Here is a 20,764-nt window from a genome sequence, read left to right as displayed (position 1 = left end):
GCACAAAACTGCGGACTGTTGCACAAACGTCACATACTAGCCGACTTCTATCAGCCCGTGTTGGCGCAACGTTTGCACGACCGCAGAGATCGCCCTTCTCGCCTCTGCGTCAACCGTTGCGCCACCCGTCGGTTCCGCAATATTCGCAGCACGAGGGCCAACTACCTGATGTCCCTCGATAAAAAGTCTCCCATAGGTCCGCCCTTGGTACCATGTTCCGCCGCTGTGCAACGCAAACGCCTGATCGGCCGCAACCCAAATGCGCATGCCGTCGCGTGGCGCGAGGAAACGCCAGCCGCCTTCGGTCCAGCCTGCCAGCTTGCCAGCCTGGCCCACCCAGGCGCCCTGCGGGGCAGTGCCGATGATCCAGCACTGGCCGATAGCCGGCGCGGCAGGCGGCGCGTTGACCATCGCGGCCACCACCGAAGCCTGTACGGCAATGTCGAGCAAGGCCAGGGCTTCGTTGTGAAACATCTCCTTCTGCGCCTGTCCCGGTTCGAGGAGCGGCAGCGACAAGCGCGGCGTCGGCAATGCGGTCATCGGTCATCTCCAAGACTGGGGAGGGAAAGCTGGGCGGCGACGGAGAGGCCGTGCGTGCCGACTTGCCGCACGCGCACGGTCACGCCCGCCGCGCGGTCGGCTGCGGACAGCACCAGCTCGGGCACCTCAACCGTTGATATGCGAGTCGCTGCGGCGCTGCTGATCTCCACCTGGTAGCGTTCGCTCTCTTCACCGAGCGGGACATCGACGCCGTCGCGCCACGTCCAGCCGGTCCGGCTGCGCCGCACCCAGCGCAATTGTGTCTCGTCTCCGGATCGAGTCGCGCGCAACTGCGCGGGGGATGGCGGCAGAAGCGAGATGCCAGTGGCGAGCGCTTCCGCCGGTGCGGGGTCGATCGGATCGCTCGGGCCCTGGGCGAGCAGTTGCACGACCGTGCCGAACGAAGGGCGCAGATCGAGCGGCTTCAACGTATCGCGCGTGACCAGCACGAATCGGTCGCCTGGGCGCTGCGTCCCGATCGCCGCCTCGGTCCCGCGGCGGCCGCGCCAGAGGTGGGACAGCCGCCAGCGCATGCCGCCCAGGCTCTCCGCGCGGCCGAACTGGAGCAGCTCGTCCCCCAGCATCGCCAGGTTCGCACCGGCGTCGAGCGCGGCCGGGTCGGCATTGGCCAGCGCCATGTCGGGCCGGGCCAGCGTGATCTCGGCGAAGCTCGCCTGATCGATCAGCGCCGCGCGCGCCGGTGCCGGCGGCAGCGTGACCATACCCAGGATCGCGGGATAGGCTGTCTCGCCCGCAGGCGTCCAGCTAGCTCCCTGGTCGAGGCTGGCGAGCAATGCGGCGCGCCGCCAGCCCGCGGCCGAGCCCGCTGCGGCCACGACGATGCTGGGAGTTGTCATCGGCACGTCGTCCAGCGGCGGAAGCTCGAACGGCATGAGGATCGTGCTGCCGCGCTGCTCGTCCGGTGCGGCTGCCGCCCTGCCCGCGCTCGCAGGGACGTCCAGGGGTGCCTCGGCGATCGGCACGCATTCGAGCTTCACGACCATGTTCTCGAGCGACCAGCGATCCACGCGCCATTGTCCGGGCGTGCCGTCGATCGTGATCCGGGCACCGGGCGCCAGCGCCAGCGCATCCCAACCGAGGGTCAGCGTACGTCGCTCGCGCGCCAGATCCGTACGCGCCAATGCGCCCGCCGCCATCGCCTTGGCCGACCGCGCATCCAGCACCGCCGGCAGGTCGATTCGCGTCTCCCGCGTACCCGTACCGGGCCGCGATGCCTGCTGGACGCCGGCCTGATAGTCGCGCGCCGGATCATAATAGCCGATGCTCAGGCGTCGCGGCGCGCCGTCGGCCGCGGCGATGGCGCGCACACCGCGCCCGGCGGGCCGCGCCCGCGCGCCGACGCCGCCGTCGGACATCGCACGGGCCGGACCGGGGCCCGCCTGCAGGCGCATCCCCGCGCCGTCGCTATGGACCCACGCGCCCGTCGCCGCACAGAGCGCGTCCAGCGTGGTGCGCGTGGCTTCCTGCGCGGAGAATCCGGCGAGCGGCGTATTCAGCCCCTCCGCCGCCATGCCGCTCACCGCTTCCATGACGGCACCGGCCGACACGGGTGCCGCGTCGGCGATCACCTCGAAGCTCAGCTGCGGGATCCGGTTGCCGAAGCTTGCCAGCTCCAGGTCCTCGAACACGACATAGGCGGTGCCGCGGTGCGCGGGCGCCTGGGCAGGCCCCTCGATCGCGGCGATCAGGGGGTCGACCGGCTGGTCTTCCTTGCCGGTGTGGAGGCGAAAGCCGGTGCGAATCTTGAAGTCGCCTGCCGCGCCGCGGAGCAGCTGGCCGTCCGCCCAGATCCGGCGCACGTCGAGGATGGGCCGCGTCGACAGCGCCACCGCGAAGGATGCCGTGTAGCTGTACGCAGTGGTCGAAGGCCGCCCCTTGCCCCCGCCCTCGGTCGCGCGGTGCTCGATCAGGTCGGTCGCCCAGATCACGCAGCCGGCGACCCGCATGGTGCCGAACAGCTGGGGAATGGTCGTGCCATAGCTCGAGGTCTGCACCCGCAGATCGGCCAGCCGGGCGCCCTCCCGCGGCCCCTGCCGGAACAGCAGCTGGTGGTCGATCGCGTTGCCGACCAGCCCGCCCAGGCTTGCGCCGAAGGGCCCGCCGATCAGTCCGCCCGCCACCGTCAGCACCACGGTCGCCATCAGTCTTCCTCCCGCAGACGCCAGCAGCCCAGCACCGGCCAGGGCACGGCGCCGGGCCGTTCCACCACCCGGCGGGCGATGGCATCGGCGTGAATGATTCCGTGTTCGCAGCGGATCGCCAGGTGCAGCTGGCCGGGCCCGGTGCGACACAGCAACAGGTCCCCCGGCGCCCCACCGGCGACCTCCGCCAGCCCGGCCGCGCGCAGCTGCTCCGCCACCGCCGCGGCATCGCCGGTGCGCAGGCGGTATCCGTCGGGCGCGGGGCACCGCAGCGCCACCGCCGCCAGCCCGACACAGTCGAGCCCGCGGCCCGGATCGCGTCCGTGCAGCCGGAAGGGCGTTCCCACCGCCGCCCGCGCCACCGAGACGATCGCCGCGCCCCTCATGCGCCGGGATACCGGGTAAGCAGGTCCGTTCCCGGCAGAAAGGGCTCGCCGCGAAAGTTGGCGGCCTTGCCGAAGCGGCCGGAACAGGTCTCGAAACGGCCGTCGCACCCTTCGATCAGCTCGACCAGCGCGCCTGCCCCCTCGAAACGCGGCGGGCGGCGAAGCGTTACCCGGGCACCGTCGGAAGCGCCGATCGCATCTTCCAGCCCGCTGTTCCGGCCGCCGAGCCAGCGCAGGCGACCGGCAGCATAGGCATTGGCGACCGGCTCGATCGTGTCCAGCGTCACCACCGCACCGGCGACGGCCACGACGCGGGCGAAGCGACGGCGGCCGGCCATCGCCACCCGGCACCGTTCGTCCCCCAGCACGGCCCGGCAGTCGGGCGAAGTCGCCTCGGCCACCGGCGCATCGAAGGCGGCAGTCAGCCCGCGCAGTTCCGCCGTGATCGCACCGTCGCGCGTCTCGATCGCCCCGATCGTGCCCTCCCCCAGCGCCACTGTATTCCCCGGCGCCGCCCAGTCGGTGGCGAACAGCGACACGCGGGCGAAGTCCCAGCGGCCGGCCAGCAGGTCCGTCTCGGCGATGGCGTCGCCCGAGAGCATGCCGTGCACGTCCATGCTGTCCGCCTCCAGCGTCGCGCTGCGTTCGACCGCGCTGGGCGTCATGCCCGGCGCGGCGCGATAGAGCAGGCCGTCGATCAGCAGGTCGCGGTCGTGCGCGGTGAGGCCGATGGTCACGCCGTCGCGTCGCTCGATCCGCCAGCACAGGGTGATGGTGGTCAGCGTCCCGTCCAGCCAGCTCATTCGCGGATCTCCACCAGCGGCACCGAAGCCGCGGCACCGGCCAGAAAGGTCGCGCGGCTCACCCGCAGCTGGTCCTCGGCAAAGCGCACCGGCACGTCGAACAGGAAGGAGGCGGTCACCTTCACCCCGGCAGCCGGCGCCATGTCGAGCGTCACCACCCCGCCCGCGCCCAGGCTGAATGCCGCCGTGGCGGCGCCGCCCAGCTTGAGCGTCACGGTGCCGGCGACCGGCCGGGTGATCCGCCGCAGCGTCTCGCCATAGGCCTTGACCAGCTGGAACCGCGCAGTCTGCCCGTCGCCGGTGCCGATCACCTGGTCCTTCACGTCGTAATCGAACGGATCGCGCAGCCGAAACCCTCGCGCCGGGCCCATCCGCGCGCGGTAAAAGGCGAGCAGCGCGGCGATGTCCGCTTCGGAGCGCACCCCCGGCCCCACGTCATACTGCGTCCGCGCCTGCGCCCAGGCGGCGTTGCGCCGCTCGGCACCCCCGGCGCTGGTGACGATCGCGGTGGATAGCTCGGGCGCCACCTCCGCCTCGCGGCCCAGCGCGATCGGAAAGGACACGTCGTCAAAGGGCGTCAATTCCGCCTCCTGGTCGAAATGGATGAAGCCGTCGCGCACCACCTGCGGCAGCGCCCAGATGAAGGTCGCCGCGACGCCCCGCGCACGGCCGCGCGCGGCCGCCTCGGCGATCGCGCGCCACTGGAGCCTGTCCTGCCCCTGCGGCACGAAGCCCGCGAGATAATGCTGCCGCGCCGCCGGATAGCCGAGCCGCGCCTGCGCCGCCGCGATCGCGCGTTCCGACGCCGCCGCATTCCCCGCTGCCGCCCAGTCATAATCCTCGAGCTGCAGCACATCGAAGGCAGGGGACGCCCAGCCGACCGGCAGGTTGGCGCGCTTCGCCTCCGGCATTGCCGGATCGAGCACCGTCGGCAGATAGGCGAGCAGCAGCAGCTGCGCGCCCGGCGCGGCGGCCCTCACCGCATCGCGCAGCGCGAGCGTCGAGGCGGCCAGCAGCGCCCCCGCCGCGTCGAGCACCGCAGTGTTCACCGCGCCTTTCAGATTCTGCGCCGCCGGATTGCCGAGCGCCGCCTTCGCCGCCGCGTCATGAATGCAGAGCCGGCCATCGGCCATCACCCACCACCAGGGCTCGCCGATCTGGAACTTCACCGCGAGCCCCGCGCCCTGCGCGATCGCCACGAACGCCAGCGCCACCGTGCGCAGATAGGCCATTGCCGCGCCATTCGCCGGCGACAGCAGCGTCGAGGGCGGGCTCCACCCGGTCAGCGCCGGGCTGCCGTCGGCGGCGCGCTGCTTCCAGTCGCCCCAGCAATGCTGGTCGAGCAGTTCGTAGCTCAGCGACCAGATCACGCCAAAGCCAAGCGCCTTGGCCCGCGCCGCGAAATCGGCATGCCAGGCGGCGCAGGCCCGGTTGAGCACGCCCCCGGCAAGGCTCGCGTATAAGCCGCCCGAGGCGGGTTCGAGCCTGAAATAATGGCTCATCCCCACATAATGGAGAATATCGCCGCGATAGCCGAGTTGCAGCAGAGCCCGCAGCAACCGCGCCGGCGTCTGGTTATACCCGTCGTCATAGCCGGTGGCGATCGACAGGCCATGTTCGGGCACCACGACATCGCCGATCGCCAGCACCGCGCCCGGCCCCTCGCAGGCAATGCCGGTCAGCGTGACCCAGGCTTCCACCGCAGCGGGCAGCGGCGTCGTGTCGCCCGCGACATAGCCGGGCGGCACGAGCGAGACGAACATCCGGTCCACGTCCCCCGCCCATACCGGGTCCGCCTGGCCCGGCAGCTGGAAACCGCCCGCCAGTTGCGCGAAGTCGATCGTCACCTCCGCATCGTCGGCCGCGCCGCGGGCATAGTTCCACAGCCGCACATACCAGGATCGCGGCGCGCCCTGTTCGTCGCGCCCCTCGATCGTCAGCACCGGGCCGTCGACGGCATCGAGCGCGATCACGCCCGAGGAGCGCCAGCGAAACCGCAAGCGGCAGCCGCGAAAATCGCGCGCCGTCGCATAGGCGAGCAACGGATGGTCCCAGCGGTCCTCGGCCTCCCAGATCAGTCCTGCCAGGTCGCCGCGCCGCTGGAACACCAGATCGACGCGCAGCGCGTCGGGCGCCGTGGTCACCACGCTCGCCATCATCGGCCTCGGGAAGTTGACCGTCCAGTAGACGGGATCGAACCGGCTGATCACGCCTGCCGCCTGATCGCGCCGCCGGTCGGCGAGCCACCAGCCCATCAGTCGAGCCCCGCCAGCGCCGACCGCACGGCCCGCGCCACCTGACGGCTCGACTGGGCAAGCGCGCGGGGCGCAGCGTCGGCGGCGGCGTTGACCGTGATCGACACGCGCACGTCGCGCCCGCCGCCCTGCCCCGCCGCCGGCGCCACCTGCCCGGCACTGGTGGGCACGAAAAGCTCCGGTCCGCGCTCGCCCACCCAATAGGGCCGGCCCGGGCTCACCGGCCCGCCGGTTGCCCGCCCCGGCAGGCCGAGCAGCCCGCCGAGCAGCGACAGCAACCCGCCACCGGCACCACCACCGCCGCCGCCGATCGAGGGTAAGGCGACGCCGAGTGCGGCCCTGGCAATTTCATCCAGCGCCTTCACGCCGATCTTCGCCAGATCGTCGAACCCCAATTTGCCGGTCTGCGCGGCGCGCAGCAGCGTCGTCTCGATGCTTCTTCCGGCGCGATCGACGCCGACGGCCAGCGGCCCTTCCAGCGTGCCGCGCATCGCATCGACATCGCGTGCGAAGCCGGCGGTATCGGCCCGCACCGATACCACCAGCCGTTCGATTTCCTCATCCATCGGGAAATTGCTCCTGCAATCGTGCGATCAGCTCAGGGCTGGGCGGCGCCCCGGTCTCGGGCACCGCCGCCGTCACCAGCGCTGCGAGTTCGGCGGGGGTCGCCCGCCAGAACCGCTCCGGGCTCCAGCCAAGGGCAAGGCCCGCCAGCCCGGCCAGCCGACCGGCGGCGTCGGCAAAGCGCATCATCGCCCCGCCAGGATCTGGCCGATCAGCATCTTGAGCGCCGGGGTCGCCGCGACCAGCCCGGCCTCCGCCACGGCTTCCGAAAACATCGCGCGGGTCAGTCCCTCGGGCGGGTCCTTCAGGCAGTGCCAGAACAGGGCCACCATGTCGCCCAGCGCCAGCCGCCCGCCCGCCGCGCGCTCGACCAGCGCGAACAGCGGCCCCAGCTCGGCCTCGGCCGCCACCTGCGCCTCGAAGCTCGGCCGCAGGACGAGCGGGACGCCGCCTGCCCGCAGCGTCGCCTCGCCGCGCACCGGATTGGCCGGGCCGGTCACGCGCTCACCACCGGGCCGGAGCTTTCCAGGCTCAGCGTGTAGCTGCGCTCGCCGTTGAAATCGCCCGCATAGTCCAGCCGGGTGACGAGGAACTTGCCCGTCATCGTCTCGCCGCTCTCGAAGGTCATCCGATAATCGTCGAGCGTGCCGGCAAGCGCGTTGGCCTTCACGCGCACCTCCGCCGCCGATCCGGTGAACACGCCCGCGGCGGACACGCTTACCGATCGGATCCCGGCGCCGGACAGCAGATCGCGCCAGCCGCCCGAATCCTTGCTGGTGATCGCCACCGCCTCGCCGTTCACCGAAAGCTGCGTCGTCCGCAGTCCTGCCACGGTGGCATAGACCACCGGCGTCGCGCCATTGCCCACCTTGAGCAGGAAGGCGCTGCCTTTTTCCACTGCCATGTCGCTTCTCCTGTTGTTGTCGCATCGACGCCCCCGCCGTTCCGCGCGTCCGGTCGGCGCTGCACCCGCCGGCGACCGGACAGCGCGGGGCGCTGTTCACCTGATGCGGGTTTGGGGTGTGGGCTGTGTCCCACCCAGGCCATCCGACCTTCTGGAACCCCTTCCTCCCCCCTCCTCCGGGGAGGACGGCCTCAGCTTGTGGCCCGCAGCATCCGCACACGGTGCTCGACGATCCCGCTGAGAGACCCGTCGCCCTCGTCCACCGTCCGCGACCGGAGCAACACCCGGCTGGCGATCCGCCACCCGCCGCCCAGCGCAGGCGGCATTGCCGCGATCGCTGCTTCCACGTCCGCCACGAGCGTCCGCACCCGCGGCCGCGCCTGAAAGGTGTCGCGCACCAGCACCGCCGTGCGCACCTCGCGGCCCTCCTGGTCCTTGGTGCTCCAGTCGCTCAGCACCGGATCGTCGATCAGCAGATAGGGGCGAACCGCGCGTGGCGGCGGCGCGTCGAACACACCGTTGACCGGGGCGGACAAGGCGCCCGTGCCGGTCAGTGCCGCGCGTAGCGCCGCGGTGATCGCTTCCTGCGGGCTCATCGCAGCAGCCCTCCCAGCCAGCGCAGTGCCGGATCGGCGAGCCAGCGCCGCCACAGGCCGCGCCCCGCAAGGGTGACGGTGCCGCCGTCGACTGCAACCGACACATGCGGCACCGTCTCGCGCACCCGCTCGCCCAGCCGCGCGGCCGCCTCACCGGCTGCCCGGCGCCCGGCGGCCTCGCCGCGCGTCGTCAGCTGCTCCAGCATTGCCGCCGCGCCCCCGCCATCAGCTGGAGCCGTCGCCACGGCCGCCAGAACGCCACGACCGCCACTGGCGGCACCGCGGCATCCCCCCGCGCCTCGAGCAGATGCGCCGCCAGCAGCACCACGCCTTGTGCCAGGGGCGGCGGCAGGTCCTCCCAGCCCGCAGCCGTCCCGGCGGCGAAGGTCACGCGCACCCGCGCCGTTGTCGCCGGCGTCAGGCGCACCCACCCCTCGCCGCGCGCGTCCAGGTCGAGCGCATAGGCACGTACCGGCAGCGGCGTCGCCGTGCCGGCACCGTCGACGGTCTCGATCGCGCTGATCGCAGTCACCGGCGCGACGGGCAGCCGCTGCCAGTCTGCCGACCGGCTGAGCCAGGCCTGCCACGGCCGCGCGATCCAGGCGGTGCCGGTGAAGGCCTCGCCCAGCGCCAGCGCCGTGCGGGCGGCGGCGGTGACGGCCGCGTCGTCGGCGCTGCCTTCCATCCGCAGATACGCCTTCACCGCCGCGCACGCGCTCGCGATCGCCGCCGCCGGAAAGGGCGGTGCGTCCATCATGTTTCTCCCACTGTTGGTTGGCGCCGCGGTTTCGCGCGGCGATGTGCGGCTATTCGGCCTCGGCCGGATCCGCCTCGGGTGCCGCCGCCGCGATGGAGCGCCAGGGGCCGTCCATCAGTAGAGCGCCAGCAGGTCGGCCGCGGTGGTGCCGGTCGCCCGTACATAGCGCGCGCGGAACGGCAGGAGCGTGCCGTTCGCCACATTCTTCCACACCGTATCGACGCTGCCGTTCACCCCGCGCATCGTCACGCTGCCGCCGGTGCCGACATAGAGCGCCTTGGGAATGTCGGTCAGCGCCACGGTGTCGCTCGGCACCACCGCCACCGCCGAACTGGCCGGGGCCGACACATGGTCGGCCCGGTTCGCGAAACTGTCTGCCATATCGTCTCCTCCCGGCTCAGTTCGCGGCGAACTTGAGAAGCTTGATCGCCTCCGAATTGCTCACCATGCCGCCCAGCCGCTTGGTCGCGTAGAAATGGACGAACGGCTTGTTCGAATAGGGATCGCGCAGCAGCTGGGTGTCGCCGCGCTCGGCGATCAGATAGCCGGCCTGGAAATTGCCGAAGGCGACCGAGAAGGTATTGGCGGCTATGTCCGGCATGTCCTCGGCCTCGACCACCGGGTAGCCGAGCAGAGTCGCCGGCTGGCCCGCGGCGATGCCGGGCTGCCACAGCATCTGGCCATCACTGGTCTTGAACTTGCGGATCCGCGCGAGTGTCGCCGAATTCATCACCCAGCTCGCCCCCTGCCGATAGGGTGCGCGGAGTGCCTGGACCAGATCGATCAGCTTCTCCTCCGGATTGGCGGCGAAGGCGCCCGCCGCGCCGGTGGCGAGATACTGGAGCGTGCCGAAGGCGCGCGTCGCATCCGCCGCGGTCGAGGTCGGCACCGCAAGGAAGCCCCGGGGCTGGTTGGTCCCCGTGCCGCTGACGAAGGCGGTACCTTCGGACTGGGCGAATTTGCGCGCGATCTCGCCCGCCAGCCATGCTTCCACGTCGAACATCGCATCGTCGAGCATCGCCTGGCTCGCCGCCGGGTTGGCGTAGAGCTCGCCGAAGGGCGGGGCGACTTCGTTGAACACCGGCGTCGCGGTGATCGGGCGCGCCGCGGTTTCCGCCGCCCAGCCGCTGTCGAAGCCGCCGCTCGCCACCAGCTTGCGATAGCCGCTCGACCCCACTTTCACCACATTGGCGATGCTGCGGATCGGCGAGATCGCCTGCAGCGTCACGTCGATCTGCGCGTCGATTTCGCGCGGCACGGAATAGCCGCCCTCCGCGCCGCTCGCACCCGACAGCGCCTTGGTCTCCACGCCGCCGCGCAGATAGCCGTCGAACGCCGCGCTCGACACCGGCCGTCCCCCCGCCAGCATCGGCCGCATCGGCGGCAGCGTCACCTGTTCAAAGCTCGTCTCCATCGCATCCATGGTCTTCTCCCACGCCAGAAAAATCGGAAAAAATCAGCCGACCGCGTGCACCCGCGCGAGCGGCTGCATCGGTTCGGCCACCAGGCTCACTTCGATCAATGTGAGCGCCGTCAGCTCGCGCACCCGCCCGCGCCGGGCCGCCGCCACGCGGTAGCCGAAGGACAGCCCCGCCACCGCGCCCTGGGCGACCAGCGCCGCCAGCCGCGGATCCTCGACCCGCCGATCACCCGCAGCCCGCGCGCATCCTCGCCGATCGCCTCGATCGTGCCGACCGGCGCACCGCGATGCTGCCACAGCAGCGGCACCGGCCGGACGGGCCCGAAGGCGCCCGGCCGCACCACGTCGCCGCCGCGATCCATGGCGTTGAACACCGCGGCATAGCCGGCGAAGCGCACGCTCATTTCAGCCAGCCCGGAAAGCCCATCCGCATCGCCAGCAGCACCAGCACCAGCGCCGCGACCGTGCGGCCCAGCCACTGCATCACCGCCTTGATCATCGACTTCTTGGCGTCGCGCCACGCACCCAGCAGCTCGCGCAGCTCGGCCATGTCCTTGGCGGCGCCGGCATCCTCCAGCCCCAGCCGCGCCAGGGCGCGGTCCGCGCCCACCGTGCCCGCCTCTTCGGCGATCGCGCGGAGCGTCGTCAGCTCGGCGCCTTCGTCCTCGGCCTGCGCGATCAGCTGGCCCAGCATCGTTCCGTCGTTCATGGCAACCCCACCAGCTTGCGTTTCTCGTCATCGGTCAGAAAGGCGGCATCGGAGACCTGGCGCCACAGCCGCTCGCGGTCCTCCGCCAGCGCGGTCACCCGGTCGACATCGACGGCGAGCGTCGCCCCCGGAAACCAGGCGCCCAGGCCTTGCGCGAGCGCGCCGAGAAGATGCGCCGCCATCGGCAGGATCGCCTGGCGCCACAGCGCCCGATTGGCCTCGCGGTAATTGGCATAGGCGGCATCACCGGGCAGGCCGAGCAGCATCGGCGGCACCCCGAACGCCAGCGCGATCTCGCGCGCCGCCGTCGCCTTCAGCCCCACGAAATCCATGTCGGCGGGCGTCAGGCTCATCGCCTGCCATTTGAGCCCGCCTTCCAGCAGCATCGGCCGCCCGGCATTGGCCGCGCCGGCGAATCCTGCCTCCATTTCGTCCTTCAGCCGGGCGAACTGGTCGGGCGCCAGTGCCGAGCCATCGCCGGGATCATAGACCAGCGCGCCGCTCGGCCGCGCCGCATTGTCCAGCAGCGCCTTGTTCCACCGCGTGGCCGCATTGTGGATCGCGATCGCGCCTGCCGCCGCGTCGAGGCAGCCGAGCCCATAATGGTCGTCGGCCGGATGAAAGGCGCGCAGATGGATGATCTGCGGCCGGCCGCCATCGTCCGCCGCCAGGCGGGTGACGTGCTCGCCCACGCGGTAGCGATACGCCACCGGCCAGCCGCTCGCGTCCGGCTCCACCGTCACCCGTTCGGGGCGCAGCGCATAGAGCGTCCGCACCCCTCCCGAATCGTCGGTCAGGATCTGGACATAGCCATTGCCGTGCAGCAGCAGCTGCGTCGCCAATGTCTCGAGCAGCCGCTGCCCGCCCGATTGCGCCGCAATCAGTGCCACCAGCGCGGGATCGGACCCCTGGAGCGGCGCACTGCCCGCCCCTTCCGCCACCAGCCGCACCGCGCGCTGCGCCACCGGGTTCTGGCAATAGCCTTCGCGAAGCTGCACCTCGTAGCTGCGCGGCCAGTCGCCGAAGCTGCCCCAGCCGCCCCGCGCCAGCGCGGGCCGACCGGCATCGCGCGCGGCCTTCCGCCCGAACCACTTCATCGCGCCAGCTCCGCGGCGCTCAGCTTGCCGTCATGATCCAGGTCGCGCGCCCAATAGGCGGCGGTGAGGCTTGCCCGCATGCCGTCCCAGAAGCCGCCGGGCAGCTGGTCGGGCGGGAACACCCGCGCGACCAGCCCCTGCACTTCGGCGGCGTCGAGCATGCCGTCACCATCGCGGTCGTTCACCGCCACGGCGACGCCGGCGCCCACCGCGATCCCGGTCTGCGCATCGAGCGCGCACGCGCCCGTCAGCAGGGCAAGCAGCCCTGCAGCCATGCAGTTTCGCATTGGTTTCTCCTGTGAAGCTGTACGCCCCTCCCCTTCAGGAGCGGCAGGTGAACCGCGCCCCGCGCGGTTCAGGTCCGCCTGGGAGGCGGACCGACGTGACGCTGGGTTGGGGTGGGGCTGTGTCTCACCGAGACCAACGAACGTTCTGGAATCCCTCCACCCCCACCCCCTCCTCCAAGGAGGAGGGGCTTAGAAGAGTGCGCGCACCGCGGCCTTGCCGCGCCTGCCCAGCATCAGCTCGGTCACCGCCCAGACCAGCGCATCGGCGCGGTCCGGCGAGCGGCCCGGCCCTTCATAGCCGCCCGATGCCTGCAACCCGGCCAGTTCCGCCTCCAGCTCGGCGAACACGCCCGCGTGCCACACCACGCCTTTTTCGTAGAGCAGCGCCACCGGCTCGGCGCGGGCCGCCTTGCCGCGGCTGGCATGGACCAGCCGGATCGGCAGCCCCGTCTCGGCCGCGCGCAGCACGCTTTCCACCATCGCGCCGCCCTGGTTCTTTTCCGCCACCACGCATTCCACCTCGAACCGGGCGGCGCAGTCCGCCACCGCCGCCGCCCAGCCCTCCGGGCGCAGGCCCGCCACGCTTGCATCGGCCAGCACATAGCCCTGCCTGTCCTCGCCCAGCCCGACGGCGACGATGCCGCACGCATCGCCTTCGGTTCCGGCGGGCGGATCGACGCCGACCACCACCCGCACCAGCGGCACCTCGATCGCCCGGCGCTGCCGCTCGATCAGCGCGCGCGGCCACAGCCCGCCTGCCACATCGTCGATCATCTCGCCGTCCAGCTCCTGCCGGCCGAGCCGCGTTCCGGCATATTCGGCCAGCATCGCCTCGACAAAGCTGCGCGGCAGGTGAAGATTGTCGCGCGTTCGTCCCCGCGTTTCGTGCACGCCGGGCAGCGCCATCACCCGCCGCATCAGCTTCACCGGGCGCGGCGTGGTCGTCACCACCACGCGCGGCCGTTCACCGCGGCGCATCCCCATCATCAGATTGTCCCAGGCCGCATCGCCGCACCCTGCCGACCATTTCGCCAGTTCGTCCGCCCAGGCGAAGTCGTGCTCGGGGCCGCGCAGCTTCTCCGGCGCCTCGGCCGAATAGACCAGCGCCCGCGCGCCGGACTCGAACACCAGCTCGCCCGCCGTCGCCCGCCAGGCGAGCGTCTCGCCCTCCCGTGCCACGGCGAGTAGGCCGGAAGGGCCCTCCACCATCACGCGGCGCGCGTCCTCCAGCGTCGCGCCGACCAGCGCAAACCGCGCGCCCGGCACGTCGCGCGCCATCTGGCTCACCCATTCGGCGCCGGCCCGCGTCTTGCCGAAACCGCGGCCGGCGCGGATCAGCCATATGCGCCAGTCCGTGTCGGGCCAGAACTGGCCGTCATGCGCCCAGCGTTCCCACCATTCGTTGAACACGCGTATTTCGCTGTCGGACATGCGCTCCAGCATCCGATCGCGTTCCTTGCGCGGCAGCAGCGCGAGCCGCTCCAGCGCGTCGCTCACCGCCCCTTCTCCGCCTTCAGCCGTTTCTCCAGCGCATCCAGCCGCTTGGTCAGCGCCGCCTGCGCCTCCTCGCGGCTGATGCGGTGGATCTCCCCGCCCACCCGCTTGCGCCGCCCCTCCACGGTCGGCCGATGATTGCGGAGCAGGTTGAGCGCCAGTTCGGCATCCAGCGGTTCCTCCGGCACATCGCCGGCGCCGAATTCGATATCGTTCACGCCCGCACCCGCACGGCGCAGCAGCCGTTCCTCGAGCCGGTCATAGCCCATCAGCAGCGCGCAGCGCCAAAGTTCGGCAAATTCCGGGTCCCGCTGGCGGAGCCGGTACACGCCCGTCTTCGACATGCCCGCCTCGATACAGGCGAGGCTGACATTGCAGGTCACCGCCAGCGTATCGAGGAAGGTCTGCCGCTTCTCGCGGGTCCAGCCGCCGTTTGCCAGCGTGCGGATCTGCCGCCGCCGCTGGTTCCCCGATGCGATCGTCAATGCCATCCGCTCTCTCCCGAAAACGACAACGGGCCGCGGCATGCCGTGCCCCGACCCGTTCAGCGGAGCCGCCCTCGGCGACTCGCAATTCTTCAGCGTTCCTGTTTTGTGCCACAAGAGCGTGACGATGTCAAGGGGATTTAGCCCATTTGGTACATTCCTACAGGCGCAGGTTCAGCGCGACGGAGTTTAAGAACGCGGCGTACAAAGGTCACGCGGTACATCAGGGGCGCCACAAATCCACATAGACCACCAATTGCAATCGCCGGCAGCGATGCGGACCAGCATCCGGCGAGTATCCAGAAATGTATCGGCAAGCAGGTTGTCGTGCAAACCAGCCGAGGCTGGCTTGCGGCAGTGCCCGGTACGATCTAGCCTGCCGGCATGAACAAGCTCACACCGGTCGTTGCTCTGGCCATTTGTTGGTTCATCGGCATCCTCTTCGGAAAGCCCGGCCTGTGGTTTCCGCTGGGTATTCTCGCAGCGATCGCGATCGCAGTGGCACAGAGACCGCGCGGCCCCTCGGGGAACTAGCGGCCATTCCAAGCCGCCTGCGGCGCGGCGGCGAACGTGTGCGCTACCGCGCCAGCCCGGCCACCATCGCCTCCCACGCCGCGCGCTCCTCGCTGCGCGCGCGCAGCGTCTCCACCGCGCCTAGCGTCTCGGCAGCGAAGTCCACGTCTACCGCCCGCTCCGCCTCGAAGGTGGCGTTGCCGCTGAGCATCACGCGCCGGTCTGCCTCGGCCTGGCCGCGCACCATGCCGCCGCGGTTGAACACCTCGATCGGCGTGCCGAACGGCACGCGGCCGGTAAGCGCGGCGCTCAGCACCGATGCGGCCATGGCGCTGCCGCAGCTATCGGTCAGCCCCACGCCGCGCTCGAAGGTGCGGACGAACAGGCGGGTGGGGCCGCGCAGCTCGACGAACGAAACATTGGCGCGCGCGGGCAGCAGCGCCGGGCGGCTTTCGCACCAGGTGCCGAGCGCGACCAGCTCGGCCTCGTCCACCCGCTCGACAAAGGTCACCAGATGCGGGTTGGGCATCGCCACGGCGGTGAAGGCGCGCGGGTTCGGCAGCCCGTCGATGGGGGCATCGAGCACCTGTTCGGGCGCACCGACCAGCCCGACATCGGCGGCGCGGGTCGAATTGGGGCCGACCAGCGTGCGGATCGTCGCGACGCCGGGGGCGATTTCGGGATCGCGCGCGGCGCTCGCGGAACTGGTCTTCAGCTTCACCTGCGCGGCGTCGATCCCGAGCAGGTCGAAGCCGAGCCGCGCGGTGCAGCGCAGGCCGTTGAGGCAGGTTTCGGCTTCCGAACCGTCCGAATTCCACATGCGCATGCCGAAGGCATGGGTGTCGTCCCCCGCCACCAGCGCGAGCAGGCCGTCGCCGCCCACCGGCCCGGCACGATCGGCGAGCAGGCGGGCGAGCGTCGCCCACTCGGCTTCGGCGAGGGTCAGCTCGCGGGCGTCGATCAGCGGGAAGTCGTTGCCCGAGCCGTGGCACTTTGTGAAGGCGATGCGCATGCCGCCCATTTAGGCGGCGGCGGTCGCCTTGGCTACGCCCCCGCCCATCGCTTCCACCTGCGCCTTGTCGCGGGCGATGATTGCGGCGAAGCTCGGCCGGGCGTGGATCGCGTCGACATAGGCGGCGGTGCGCGGGTAGCGGCTCGCGTCGACGCACACGCCGATGCAGCCCAGCGTGGCGAGCGGGCTGGCGATGGCGATGTCGGCGAGGGTCAGCCGGTCCTCGACGAGGAAGCCGCTGTCGGGGATGGTCTTCTCCAGATAGGCGAGGATCGGCGGCAGCTGCTCGTTCTCCGCCTGGTCGGCCGCATCATGGTCGCACGGCAGCTGCATCACCCGCGGCCGGACGAACCGGTTCCCGAAGATCACAGAACCCGCCCCCATCATCACCGTATCCGCCAACTCGTCGAACCAGATCGTGCGGGCACGTGCCTCAGGGGAAAGCGGGATCAGATTGGGGTCGGGGAACTTCGCCTCCAGATAGGTCACGATGGCCGTCGAATCGGAAATCGTGAAGCCGCCGTCGCGGAAGCCCGGCATCTTGCCGAACGGGCTGATTGCGCGGAACTCCGGGTCCGGGCTGCCGGGCCCGGCGAACTTTAGCTGCAGCTCCAGTCCCTTCTCGGCGCCGAATACCATGCATTTCCGCACATAGGGCGAAATCGTTGAACCATAGACGATCATCTGCGTCCTCCCCTTGATGGCGCACCACATAGCCGATTTTACCGAGTCGTGCGCGTCTCTTGCGCGACACAGCCCGTGGAACATGCGAGGCTGATCGCGATGAACGGCTTTGCTTTCCTGCTGCTCGCGTGCGCCATCGTGGCGGCGTTTGCGCTGCTAAAACGGCGAATCGATCGACTGGAGCGCGAGTTGCAGACGCTGGCGGCGCGGCTCGCGCGACCGGACGCGCCCGGGGTGGCAGCGCCGTTGGAGGCACAGCCGGTACCTTCGCCGCGCCCACCTGCCCCAATCGCTCCGCCAGAGGAATCGCTGCCGGAGCCTCAGCCTTCCCGGCGCCTCGCGCTGCCCAAGCTCAGCTTCGAAACACTCGTGGGCGGGCGCCTGCCGATCTGGATCGGCGGCGTCGCGCTGGTGCTCGCCGGCTTCTTTCTGGTCCGCTACTCGATCGAGCAGGGCCTGCTGGGCCCGGCCGCGCGAACGGTGATCGCCGCGGTGTTCGGCCTCGCCCTGGTCGCCACCAGCGAAGGCCTGCGCCGCCTGCCCGCGACCCGAGACGATGCACGCCCGGGCCAGGCGCTCGCCGGCGCCGGCATTGCGAGCCTCTACGGCACGCTTTACATGGCGGCGGCGCTCTACCACCTGGTGACGCCCCTCACCGCCTTCTGCGCGGTGGTGCTGGTCACGTTCGGCGCGATGGGGCTGGCGCTGCGCCACGGCCCTCCAACGGCGGTGATGGCGCTCGCCGGCGGCTTTCTTGCGCCGCTGGTTGCAGGGTTCGACGCTGCGGGCATCGCGCCCCTGCTCGTCTATCTGGGCCTGTTCGTCGCCGCATTGTTCGGGCTGGCGGTACATCGTCGCTGGGGTTGGCTGGCGCTGGCCGCAAGCGTCGCGGGGCTGGCATGGACTCAATTCCTCCTCGCCGTGCTCGACGGCCGCGGCAACCTGTCCGCAGTCGGGCTCTACACCATGCTGCTCGCGGGCGGCGCGAGCGCGGCGCTTCCCGCTGCGGGGCTCCGCAACCGCTGGCTCCGCCTCGCCCCGCTGCTCGCGGGACTGCTGCAACTGGTGGCGATCGCCCCGGGCCTGGACTTCGGTCCGCTCGCCTGGAGCTTCTACCTGGTCCTCGCCGCCGCCACGCTGCTCCTGGCATGGAGGGATCCGGTGTATCTGCCCGGCGCGCTGGCCGGCGCGCTGTTGCTGCTGGCCCTGGAGTCGCTGGCGCTGGCGTCGCCGCACCGGGGCGCGACCCCGGTCGCTGCAATCGCGGCGACCGTGCTGTTCGCCGGCGCCGGCCAGTGGCGCTGGCCGCGCGGGCCCGGGTGGGTGGCGGTCGCACTGCTCGGCGCCGCGGGCCCCGTGCTGGTTGCGCACGGACTGGCGCGGGACCTGCTGCCCGCCGCCGGTTGGGGGCTGATCGAGGGCCTCGCAGCAGGCGCCTGCGCGCGCCTCGCGTGGCAGCTCCGCCACGCACCGCACGATCGCCCGCTCGCTGCCGCCACCCTCACGACAGCGCTGCTCGCCTCGGTTGCGCTCGCACAATGCGTGCCGCAGGGATGGCTTTCCGTGCCCTTCGCCATCGTGCTCGGCGGACTCGCCCTGTGGGCACGGCAGGTACGCGCATCGGTGCTGTTCGCGCTGCCGATCCTGCCCCTGCTCGCCACGCTCGTGTTCGCGGCCCATCCTCTGGGCAACCTGCTCGTGGCTACCGGCACCGCCTTGTCCGGCGGTCACTTCGCCTATGCGGAGCTGCCGCCCTTCGCCGCGCTGCTGCGGGCGCTCGCCTTGCCGACGGCCGTCTCGCTCGGCGTCCTGGCCGATCCGCGGGCGTTCGGTCGCGCGCGGCGCGCCGCCGCGATCCTTGCCGGGACCGGTGGCGTGCTGCTGCTCTACACGCTCGCCAAGCAGCCCCTGGCGATCGCGACGCCCGACCAGTTCCTCGCCTGGGGGTTCGTGGAACGCGCGCTGCTCACCCAGGCCGCGCTCGCCGCCGGCTGGATCCTTTTCCGCAGCGGACGCCTGCTGGTGCTGGCGCGGGCGCTGTTCGTGCTCGGCCTCGCCCGCCTGTTCTGGTTTGACCTTCTCGTGCTGAACGCCGCGATTGTCGCCCAGCGCGCGGGCCCCATGCTCGCCCTGCACCTCGCGGTCGCCGCCTTCTGGTGCTGGACGCTGCCCCGGCTGCGCGTCCCCGCGGCGCTGCTCAGCGTCGCAGCCGCGCTCGCCACAGTCCGCTGGCTGGCGCATGGCATGATCCTCACCGGCGCAATCGGCAGCCTGGAGAATGGTGGCTATTCGGCCGTCCTGCTCGTGCTGGCGCTCGCCTGGCTGTGGCGCGGGATCGCTGCCGGGCGCCACGACCTGCGCCTCGCCGGGCTCGGCCTGCTGACGCTGACCACCTGCAAGGTGTTCCTGATCGATGCCGCCGCGCTCGACGGCCTGCTACGAATCCTCTCGTTCCTCGCGCTCGGCGTGGCGCTGATCGCGATCGGCTGGGCGTATGGCCGCTTCCTGGCCCGCCCCGGGAACGCCACCGCTGACGATCCGCCGCCGGTCATCTGAGCCGATAATGATCCGCGACCCGGTCGAGCGCGAGGCATAGCACCAGCTTGCCCGCGCGAGCCGGCCAGCCGAGCCCCTTCTCGGCGGCACTCAGCCCTTCGCCTGCGCACACCACCCGCCAGAGGATATCGGAAAGCCCGCCGCCCACGGCCGCGATGGCCGCATCGAAACGGCGCTTGGCGGCGATCTGCGCGAGCGTCGGGTCCAGCGGTTCGGGCGCGGCGCGGCGCCCGCCCTCGCGTGGCGCCGGATCCCAGCGCATTGTCACGCGCGGCCCCAGCGACGCCATCTCATAGTCACCGCGCAACCGCTCGCCCGCCTCATATTGCCGCGCATCGACATGGCCGCGCGCGCGCAGCCAATCGAGCGGCGACTCGGCGAGATTGACCGTGACGCTGCGCCCGCGGCCCGCCGGCCGCTCCACCAGTTCACGCATCTTTCGATCTCCTTTTGTTCCTACCCGCCGTCTTGCCACGGCGGCGCATCTGTAGGAAACTACAAAACCGATTTGGTTAGGAGCAGGCCATGATCACCGCCATTCGCGAGGTCCGACGTGCCAAGGGTCTCACACTTGACGACGTAGCGCGCCGCTGCAGCCCGCCGACCACGGCCCAGACGATCGGACGACTCGAAACAGGCACGCGCACCGTATCCGTCGCCTGGCTCAACCGCATCGCCGCCGCGCTGGAGGTGAATGCGGCGGATCTGGTCCAGCTGCCCGACCGGCCCGACATTCCCGTGGCGGCGCTGCTGGAGGCAGACGGCGCCCACGCGCCACGCCGCCCGGCGACCCTGGTGCCGCCGCGCCCGGACGCAGGCACGATCGCCATTACCGTCGACGCGAGCATTGGCGAGTATCGCGCGGGCGACGCAATCTGGTGCGAACGGCTTGCTCCCGCCGAATTCGGCCGCGCCCTCAACCGTGACGTGCTGGTGCCCCGCCCCGCCGGTCGATTCCTGTTCGGCCGCCTGATCGGCCGCGAGGGCGACCGGCTCCAGCTGCTCCCACCGGGCGCCGGCGGCCGTCAGCAGGTGGTTTCGGATCCTGCCTGGATCGCCGTCGCGGTGCAGCTGGTACGTGCGCTATAGGCATTGTTACGCCCTTGCTCGCTGCGGTTGTTGCGCGCAAAATGCTGCGCAACAGGAGGGAAGAAGACCATGAAGAAACTGGCTCTTATTGCATCCGCCGCGGCCCTCGCGGCGGCAACCCCGACGCTGGCCGACGAGTGGGATTTCCTGCTCACCAACAGCACGGGCAAGCTGATCACCAAGATCGAAGTGGCTCCTGCGGGCAGCGGCAGCTGGGTCGAGAACAAGGTTGAGGCCGAACTGAACAAGGACGGCAAGGTCAAGCCCGGCGGCAAGACCACCATCCACTTCGAGAAGGCCGCCAGCGCCTGCAAGTTCGACGTGCGCGGCACGTTCGAGGACAAGACGACCGCCGTCTGGCCGAACGTCAACCTGTGCGACAACAGCTACGTCACCATCGCCTTCACCGGCGAAAAGCCAACCTTCAAGGCCAACTGATCCAGGCGCCGGG

Annotated in this window: 26 protein-coding genes and 1 pseudogene; 4 read left to right on the top strand and 23 right to left on the bottom strand. The window is 71.1% G+C overall.

Annotated features, from left to right (window positions below; all coding sequences use genetic code 11):
- Positions 1-36: 36 nt before the first annotated feature.
- From V7E00_RS00275 to V7E00_RS00180, 20 genes and pseudogenes are all read right to left on the bottom strand, one after another.
- On the bottom strand, positions 37-540 hold the full coding sequence (locus V7E00_RS00275) for a DUF2793 domain-containing protein (RefSeq protein WP_333570816.1): 504 nt from the start codon (positions 538-540) through the stop codon (positions 37-39).
- Entirely contained in the window at positions 537-2,702 is a 2,166-nt protein-coding gene (locus V7E00_RS00270) for a phage tail protein (protein ID WP_333570815.1), read from the bottom strand. Before V7E00_RS00270 ends, V7E00_RS00275 begins: the two co-directional genes overlap by 4 nt.
- Entirely contained in the window at positions 2,702-3,088 is a 387-nt protein-coding gene (locus V7E00_RS00265) for a peptidoglycan endopeptidase (RefSeq protein ID WP_333570814.1), read from the bottom strand. The genes V7E00_RS00270 and V7E00_RS00265 overlap by 1 nt, the downstream gene beginning before the upstream one ends.
- Entirely contained in the window at positions 3,085-3,891 is an 807-nt protein-coding gene (locus tag V7E00_RS00260; RefSeq protein ID WP_333570813.1) for a DUF2163 domain-containing protein, read from the bottom strand. Before V7E00_RS00260 ends, V7E00_RS00265 begins: the two co-directional genes overlap by 4 nt.
- Complete coding sequence (locus V7E00_RS00255; RefSeq protein WP_333570812.1) at positions 3,888-6,146, bottom strand: DUF2460 domain-containing protein; 2,259 nt, start codon at positions 6,144-6,146, stop codon at positions 3,888-3,890. Before V7E00_RS00255 ends, V7E00_RS00260 begins: the two co-directional genes overlap by 4 nt.
- Complete coding sequence (locus tag V7E00_RS00250; protein WP_333570811.1) at positions 6,146-6,712, bottom strand: tail tape measure protein; 567 nt, start codon at positions 6,710-6,712, stop codon at positions 6,146-6,148. Before V7E00_RS00250 ends, V7E00_RS00255 begins: the two co-directional genes overlap by 1 nt.
- Entirely contained in the window at positions 6,705-6,899 is a 195-nt protein-coding gene (locus tag V7E00_RS00245; RefSeq protein ID WP_333570810.1) for a phage tail assembly chaperone, read from the bottom strand. The genes V7E00_RS00250 and V7E00_RS00245 overlap by 8 nt, the downstream gene beginning before the upstream one ends.
- Complete coding sequence (locus V7E00_RS00240; RefSeq protein WP_333570809.1) at positions 6,896-7,210, bottom strand: gene transfer agent family protein; 315 nt, start codon at positions 7,208-7,210, stop codon at positions 6,896-6,898. Before V7E00_RS00240 ends, V7E00_RS00245 begins: the two co-directional genes overlap by 4 nt.
- Positions 7,207-7,614, bottom strand: a complete 408-nt coding sequence (locus tag V7E00_RS00235; RefSeq protein WP_333570808.1) for a phage tail protein — start codon at positions 7,612-7,614, stop codon at positions 7,207-7,209. Before V7E00_RS00235 ends, V7E00_RS00240 begins: the two co-directional genes overlap by 4 nt.
- A 191-nt stretch (positions 7,615-7,805) precedes the next feature.
- On the bottom strand, positions 7,806-8,210 hold the full coding sequence (locus V7E00_RS00230; RefSeq protein WP_333570807.1) for a DUF3168 domain-containing protein: 405 nt from the start codon (positions 8,208-8,210) through the stop codon (positions 7,806-7,808).
- Positions 8,207-8,416: a hypothetical protein gene (locus V7E00_RS00225; RefSeq protein ID WP_333570806.1), complete on the bottom strand. Its 210-nt coding sequence runs from the start codon at positions 8,414-8,416 to the stop codon at positions 8,207-8,209. The genes V7E00_RS00230 and V7E00_RS00225 overlap by 4 nt, the downstream gene beginning before the upstream one ends.
- Positions 8,401-8,964, bottom strand: a complete 564-nt coding sequence (locus V7E00_RS00220; protein ID WP_333570805.1) for a head-tail connector protein — start codon at positions 8,962-8,964, stop codon at positions 8,401-8,403. The genes V7E00_RS00225 and V7E00_RS00220 overlap by 16 nt, the downstream gene beginning before the upstream one ends.
- 117 nt (positions 8,965-9,081) lie before the next feature.
- Positions 9,082-9,348 carry a spike base protein, RCAP_Rcc01079 family gene (locus V7E00_RS00215; protein ID WP_333570804.1) on the bottom strand — a complete coding sequence of 89 codons (267 nt, stop codon included), beginning with the start codon at positions 9,346-9,348 and terminating at the stop codon, positions 9,082-9,084.
- Positions 9,349-9,364: 16 nt separating this feature from the next.
- On the bottom strand, positions 9,365-10,390 hold the full coding sequence (locus V7E00_RS00210; RefSeq protein ID WP_333570803.1) for a phage major capsid protein: 1,026 nt from the start codon (positions 10,388-10,390) through the stop codon (positions 9,365-9,367).
- A gap of 33 nt (positions 10,391-10,423) precedes the next feature.
- Positions 10,424-10,791, bottom strand: a pseudogene (locus tag V7E00_RS00205) (HK97 family phage prohead protease).
- On the bottom strand, positions 10,788-11,096 hold the full coding sequence (locus V7E00_RS00200) for a DUF6127 family protein (RefSeq protein WP_333570802.1): 309 nt from the start codon (positions 11,094-11,096) through the stop codon (positions 10,788-10,790). Before V7E00_RS00200 ends, V7E00_RS00205 begins: the two are co-directional and overlap by 4 nt.
- Entirely contained in the window at positions 11,093-12,193 is a 1,101-nt protein-coding gene (locus V7E00_RS00195) for a phage portal protein (RefSeq protein ID WP_333570801.1), read from the bottom strand. The genes V7E00_RS00200 and V7E00_RS00195 overlap by 4 nt, the downstream gene beginning before the upstream one ends.
- Entirely contained in the window at positions 12,190-12,480 is a 291-nt protein-coding gene (locus V7E00_RS00190) for a hypothetical protein (protein ID WP_333570800.1), read from the bottom strand. Before V7E00_RS00190 ends, V7E00_RS00195 begins: the two co-directional genes overlap by 4 nt.
- Before the next feature lie 189 nt (positions 12,481-12,669).
- The gene (locus V7E00_RS00185) at positions 12,670-13,923 is read right to left on the bottom strand and encodes a DNA-packaging protein (RefSeq protein ID WP_333572354.1); all 1,254 of its coding nucleotides are present in this window, start codon (positions 13,921-13,923) and stop codon (positions 12,670-12,672) included.
- Between the two features lie 50 nt (positions 13,924-13,973).
- On the bottom strand, positions 13,974-14,465 hold the full coding sequence (locus V7E00_RS00180) for a hypothetical protein (protein ID WP_333570799.1): 492 nt from the start codon (positions 14,463-14,465) through the stop codon (positions 13,974-13,976).
- A 378-nt stretch (positions 14,466-14,843) separates the two neighbouring features.
- Between V7E00_RS00180 and V7E00_RS00175 the strand changes: the two genes are divergently transcribed.
- Positions 14,844-14,993, top strand: a complete 150-nt coding sequence (locus V7E00_RS00175) for a hypothetical protein (RefSeq protein ID WP_333570798.1) — start codon at positions 14,844-14,846, stop codon at positions 14,991-14,993.
- A gap of 43 nt (positions 14,994-15,036) precedes the next feature.
- Here the strand turns inward: V7E00_RS00175 and dapF are convergent, their stop codons facing one another.
- Both dapF and V7E00_RS00165 read right to left on the bottom strand, forming a co-directional pair.
- Entirely contained in the window at positions 15,037-15,984 is a 948-nt protein-coding gene (gene dapF, locus V7E00_RS00170; protein WP_333570797.1) for a diaminopimelate epimerase, read from the bottom strand.
- 9 nt (positions 15,985-15,993) lie between these two features.
- Positions 15,994-16,668: a glutathione S-transferase family protein gene (locus V7E00_RS00165; RefSeq protein ID WP_333570796.1), complete on the bottom strand. Its 675-nt coding sequence runs from the start codon at positions 16,666-16,668 to the stop codon at positions 15,994-15,996.
- Between the two features lie 99 nt (positions 16,669-16,767).
- Between V7E00_RS00165 and V7E00_RS00160 the strand changes: the two genes are divergently transcribed.
- Positions 16,768-19,224, top strand: a complete 2,457-nt coding sequence (locus V7E00_RS00160; RefSeq protein ID WP_333570795.1) for a DUF2339 domain-containing protein — start codon at positions 16,768-16,770, stop codon at positions 19,222-19,224.
- Here V7E00_RS00160 and V7E00_RS00155 read toward each other — a convergent pair.
- Positions 19,217-19,660, bottom strand: coding sequence for a DUF6456 domain-containing protein (locus V7E00_RS00155; protein ID WP_333570794.1), 444 nt, complete (start codon positions 19,658-19,660; stop codon positions 19,217-19,219). The two genes, V7E00_RS00160 and V7E00_RS00155, sit on opposite strands and share 8 nt — an antisense overlap.
- Before the next feature lie 89 nt (positions 19,661-19,749).
- On the opposite strand from V7E00_RS00155, the gene V7E00_RS00150 reads away from it, so the two are divergent.
- Together V7E00_RS00150 and V7E00_RS00145 are read left to right on the top strand one after the other, a co-directional pair.
- Entirely contained in the window at positions 19,750-20,313 is a 564-nt protein-coding gene (locus V7E00_RS00150) for a helix-turn-helix domain-containing protein (protein WP_333570793.1), read from the top strand.
- A 69-nt stretch (positions 20,314-20,382) separates the two neighbouring features.
- A complete protein-coding gene (locus tag V7E00_RS00145; RefSeq protein WP_333570792.1) occupies positions 20,383-20,751 on the top strand; it encodes a hypothetical protein in 369 nt (122 codons plus the stop codon).
- The last annotated feature ends 13 nt before the right edge of the window (positions 20,752-20,764 follow it).

This window comes from Sphingomonas sp. (genome assembly GCF_036731925.1).
In the GTDB taxonomy this organism is placed as follows: domain Bacteria; phylum Pseudomonadota; class Alphaproteobacteria; order Sphingomonadales; family Sphingomonadaceae; genus Sphingomonas.
Note: the sequence above shows the minus strand (reverse complement) of the source record. Positions and strands in the feature narration are given on the sequence as shown.